Here is a 3,389-nt window from a genome sequence, read left to right on the forward strand (position 1 = left end):
CCCTACGAGTTATCAGGCTTTTAGTTGGGTTGGGTGCGTTACACTTCGTTAACGCACCCTACGAGTTATCAGGCTTTTAGTTGGGTTGGGTGCGTTACACTTCGTTAACGCACCCTACGAGTTATCAATTATCAATTATTAATTATTAATTATTAATTATCCATTATTCATCCCGTAAGATAAACAGAGAGAACCACACCCCCCTAGAAATTGACTATGACCGTTTCGTTTTCTGTTTGCATCATCTTAGGGACTCGTCCAGAAGCGATTAAACTGGCCCCGGTGATCCAAAAATTTCGCCAGTCTCCTGACGTAACCACCCATGCGATCTTAACCGGCCAACATCGGGAAATGGTGGATCAGGTAATGGGGTTGTTTAACCTGCAAGCAGACCAGGACTTAAACATCATGCAGCCTAAGCAGAGTTTAACCGATATTACCTGTCGCAGTTTACAGGGACTCGAACGCATTTTTCAGGAGTTAACCCCTGATCTCGTCATTGTCCAAGGGGATACAACCACTGCTTTTGCTGCTGCATTAGCTGCATTTTATCAACAAATTCCCGTCGGCCATGTCGAAGCGGGACTCCGCACCGATAATTTATTTAACCCCTATCCTGAAGAAGCAAACCGACGCTTAATTTCCCAACTGGGCCAATTACATTTTGCTCCCACCACCTTGGCCGTGGAGAATTTACAAAAATCTGGGGTGACGGGAGAAATTCACCAGACGGGAAATACAGTGATTGATGCGTTACTGACGGTGGCGGCACAACATCCCAATTGTCCCATAGACGGGTTAGACTGGGAACGTTATCGAGTGTTATTGGCGACAGTCCATCGACGGGAAAATTGGGGAAACCCCTTGCAGGAGATTCTTAATGGTTTTGAGAAGATTCTAGCTTGTTTTCCGGATACGGCTTTACTGTTACCGTTACATCGGAATCCTATTGTCCGTGAACCCATTCAAGCTGCTTTGGGGGAACATCCACGGGTGTTTCTCTGTGAACCTCTCGATTATGCTCAGTTGGTGGGAGCAATTCAACGCTGTCACCTCTTATTGACGGATTCAGGAGGGTTACAAGAGGAAGCTCCGAGTTTAGGGAAACCTGTGTTAGTGTTGCGGGATACGACGGAACGACCGGAAGCGATCGCGGCAGGGACTGCTAAACTGGTGGGAACTCAATCCACTCGGATTGTTCAAGAAACTCAACTGTTACTTGAACACGAGTCAGCTTATCACACCATGGCCAATGCGATTAACCCCTTTGGGGATGGTCAAGCGGCCACACGGATTTTACAAATTGTTCTGGATTATTTATCAAGTACGGACAAATCCCGCTAACCGAACTGGTTTGAGTCGATGCGGGGAATGGGTGTATCAATGGGTTTGCAATTTCTGACTGTCTCTTTATTTTCTGCAAGTTTATGGATTGCTCAGTATCTAGTCGTTTATTCCAACCCCTACTCCAATATACCCCGGCAGCGATCGCTATGTTTGATCGCCAGATGACCCATTTATTGGTCAGTCAACAGTGGTTGCAGGATTATGGACTCACCGAAGACCAAATTATCGGGCGATCGCTACCAGATACGGCTCAGTTATACCGAATTTCCCCCAGTCTCCTCACACGCTGGCAAGACACCTCTCCGGGTTGTTTACGAGGAAAGGAACACCAAGACGAGGGGAGTCACGTTTTCACTGCATCCGGGGAAAAAGAGTGGGTCCAGTGGGAAATGTCTCCTTGGAAGAACGAACAGGGAGAGATTGGGGGAGTCATTATTTCCAGTCGCTTTATTCTCCCTTGGAAACAACAGGAAAATCTCCTCCAACAAACCCAAGCTCGCTTTCTCAATCTCTCCGCCAATCTACCGGGGATGTTGTTTCAATTTTTACGTTACGAAGACGGCACAATCGCCTATCCTTTTATTAGTTCTGGATGTCAAGATTTATTTGAACTCTCCCCTCCAGAAATTCAAGAGCATCCAGAACTAATTGTAAATTGTATTCATCCTAGCGATCGGGAAAGTTACGATGAATCCATCTCCGTATCTGCAAGACTGCTCACCCCCTTTTATTGGGAAGGCCGCATCCTCACCCCCTCCGGTCAAACCAAATGGGTTGAAGCCTCCTCTCGTCCCGAAAAACAGCCCAATCAAGCGGTTTTATGGGATGGTTTAGTCATTGATACCACCCCTCGTAAAATCGCCGAAATCGCCTTACAACAGTATCAAGAGCATCTCACCGAAATTGTCCAAAAAAGAACCCAAGAATTAACAGAAGCTAACCAACAATTACAAATTGAAATTAAAGAACGCGAAACCAAAACCCAACAACTCGAAGAACTACTAACCACCTTACAACGCACCCAAGCGCAACTCATCCAAACGGAAAAAATGTCTAGTTTGGGACAATTAGTGGCCGGAGTTGCCCACGAAATTAATAATCCTATTAACTTTATCTATGGTAATATTAACTATTTACAAGATTATGGTCAAGATTTATTTTCATTGATTGAAGTTTATGATCACTGCTGCGATCATAATAACTTAGAAGTGAAAGCAACTAAACGAGCCATTGATTTAGAGTTTATTCAGCAAGATTTTCCGCAAATTCTTCAGTCCATGAAGTCGGGAGCAGAACGCATCCAAAATATTATTAATTCTCTCAAAACTTTCTCTCATCATAACGAATCAGATTTAAAATGGGCAGATATTCATAAAGGGTTAGATAGCACTTTAATGATCCTCTCTAACCGTTTAAAACCCAATCCTTATAAACCCCATATTGATATTATTAAAAACTATCAAGAAATTCCCTTTATTGAATGTTATGCTGGTCAATTAAATCAAGTCTTTTTGTGTATGCTAAATAATGCGATCGATGCCATAGAGTACGATAAACGACGAGATAAGAAGCCCAATCACATTATAATTACAACTCAAAAAATAAATGAAGAACAAATTAAAATTACTATTGAGGATACGGGAGAAGGAATAGAAGAAGACTTGCAAAATAAATTATTTGACCCCTTTTTTACGACTAAACCTGTAGGAGTTGGGACAGGGTTGGGATTAACCATTTGCTATCAAATCATTGTGGAAAAGCATAAAGGAGAAATTTTAGTAGAAAGTCAACCCCAAGAAGGCAGTCAATTTACAATTATTTTACCCATTCGGCTTCCTAAAATGTAAGCCTTGGGTTAAAATCCTAATAGCTAAAACCTGTTAAAACGGGTTGATAGACATAAGATATGCCTTGGGTTAAAACCCAAGGCTAATAGCTAAAACCCGTTAAAACGGGTTGATAGACATAAGCATTCAGATATGCCTTGGGTTAAAACCCAAGGCTAATAGCTAAAACCCGTTAAAACGGGTTGATAGACATAA

2 protein-coding genes are annotated in these 3,389 nt (G+C 42.6%); both read left to right on the plus strand.

The window, feature by feature from the left end:
• The first annotated feature begins 216 nt into the window (after positions 1-216).
• Entirely contained in the window at positions 217-1,344 is a 1,128-nt protein-coding gene (gene wecB, locus PN462_RS00925; RefSeq protein ID WP_272125954.1) for a non-hydrolyzing UDP-N-acetylglucosamine 2-epimerase, read from the plus strand.
• A gap of 83 nt (positions 1,345-1,427) precedes the next feature.
• Complete coding sequence (locus PN462_RS00930) at positions 1,428-3,194, plus strand: PAS domain-containing sensor histidine kinase (protein ID WP_272125956.1); 1,767 nt, start codon at positions 1,428-1,430, stop codon at positions 3,192-3,194.
• Positions 3,195-3,389: the final 195 nt, after the last annotated feature.

Origin of the sequence: Spirulina sp. CS-785/01 (genome assembly GCF_028330525.1) — a bacterium.
Taxonomy (GTDB): domain Bacteria; phylum Cyanobacteriota; class Cyanobacteriia; order Cyanobacteriales; family Spirulinaceae; genus JAQMSD01.

Coding starts and splice junctions, on each gene's coding strand:
- wecB (WP_272125954.1), top strand. CDS start 217: ATGACCGTTTCGTTTTCTGTTTGCATCATCTTAGGGACTCGTCCAGAA.
- PN462_RS00930 (WP_272125956.1), top strand. CDS start 1,428: ATGGATTGCTCAGTATCTAGTCGTTTATTCCAACCCCTACTCCAATAT.